The organism is Parahaliea mediterranea (assembly GCF_017255185.1).
In the GTDB taxonomy this organism is placed as follows: Bacteria; Pseudomonadota; Gammaproteobacteria; order Pseudomonadales; family Halieaceae; genus JAFKCZ01.
Genome location: NZ_JAFKCZ010000033.1, coordinates 1 through 1,418, shown reverse-complemented (window position 1 = coordinate 1,418; position 1,418 = coordinate 1). Strand labels below are relative to the sequence as shown.

Below are 1,418 nucleotides of genomic sequence, written 5' to 3'. Positions count from 1 at the left end.
ATTTATTCGTATATGGTCTCCTCCCCGTTTGCAAGGCTCAGACGTCAGGGCTGACAGGGACAGGTTGCTGCCGTATATCCGGCCTGTACTTGCGGTGGGTATCGCTCACCGCTGGCCTTGATGACTATCCGCTGCCTGCTGTCCTTATCGACCTCTCGGCCTTTGTGGCCGTCGAATAAACCAGGGTTTCAGCAGGCCGGAATGACCTGTTTTGTCATCCTGTGTCTGTTGCCTTCGCAACCGTTGGACCTTGCTCCTGTTATCTGGTGTGCCGCCCTATCAGGCCGCCACGCTACTCACCTCGCCCTGGGGCCGGTAGTGCTCGCCACGGGCAATCACTACCCAAGCCATGCGTATGATCTTGTTCGCCAGGGCAACCACCGCCTTATTGAACCCCCGCCGTGCCCGGAGTTGCTGGACCCAGCAACTCAAGGGGTCGGTTTTGCCACTTGCGCGGCTCACCACGGCCCGGGCGCCGTGAACCACCACAGAGCGCACGTGGGGGTCACCCCGTTTACTGATGCCCCCCAGGCGCTGACGCCCACCCGTGCTGTGCTGACGGGGTACCAGTCCCAGGGCGGCCGAGGCATCCCGGCCGCAAGTAAACTGGCGGCCATCCCCCATCCAGTGCCGAACCATACTGGCCACCACCGGCCCGATGCCCGGAATCGCCTGCAAGCGGATGCAGGCCTCATCCTGCTTGACCCGCTGACGCAAGTCCGCGTCGTACCAGGCCAGCTCATCCAGCAGCGCCACAAACCGCGCGTATTGTCGCGCCAGGTAAGTGCGAACCCGGGGTGACAACCCCGTGGCCGTCTCGTCCAGGTGCGTGACCAGGGCCCGCCTCAGAGCGGCATCGCCTCGGGGCACAACAAGGCCGTATTCCCCCAGCAGGCCGCGCAACTGGTTGCTCAGGCGTACCTTGTCGGCATTCAGCCCGCGCCGGATCGCGTGCAGGCACTGCTCGTCCTGCTGCGCTAACGTTTTTACCGGCACGGGCCTCACCCGGCCGTGAACACAGGCTTCGGCAATGGCCAGGGCATCGTTGTAATCGTTCTTCTGCCCGCGCAGGTAGCCCTTGACGTGCTGCGGCGGCAGCAGCCGGACCTGGTGGCCTTGATCGCCGATCCGCCGCGCCCAGTGGTGGGCGCTGGCGCACGCTTCCATGGCCACCACGGCGGGCGCCTGACGCAGGAGAAACGGTAGCAGCGTATGGCGCCGGAGCGACTTGCGCTGTTGCAACTGGCCTTGTCCGTTGATGACCACCACCTCAAAACTGTGCTTTGCCAAATCCAGCCCAATTACCGTAGTCTTGTTCATGGTCTCCTCCTCATCCCGTGCAGATAGGATGTACATCTCTATCTTGGCGCATCGCGACGCCGTTGGAGAGGGGAGGAGACCATCTCATCGACCAAAAA

Annotated in this window: 1 protein-coding gene; it reads right to left on the bottom strand. The window is 63.0% G+C overall.

Annotation, left to right across the window (positions count from 1 at the left end):
• Positions 1-279: 279 nt before the first annotated feature.
• Positions 280-1,320 (bottom strand): IS110 family transposase, encoded by a 1,041-nt coding sequence (locus JYP50_RS21595; protein ID WP_206562649.1) that lies wholly within the window; start codon positions 1,318-1,320, stop codon positions 280-282.
• Positions 1,321-1,418: the final 98 nt, after the last annotated feature.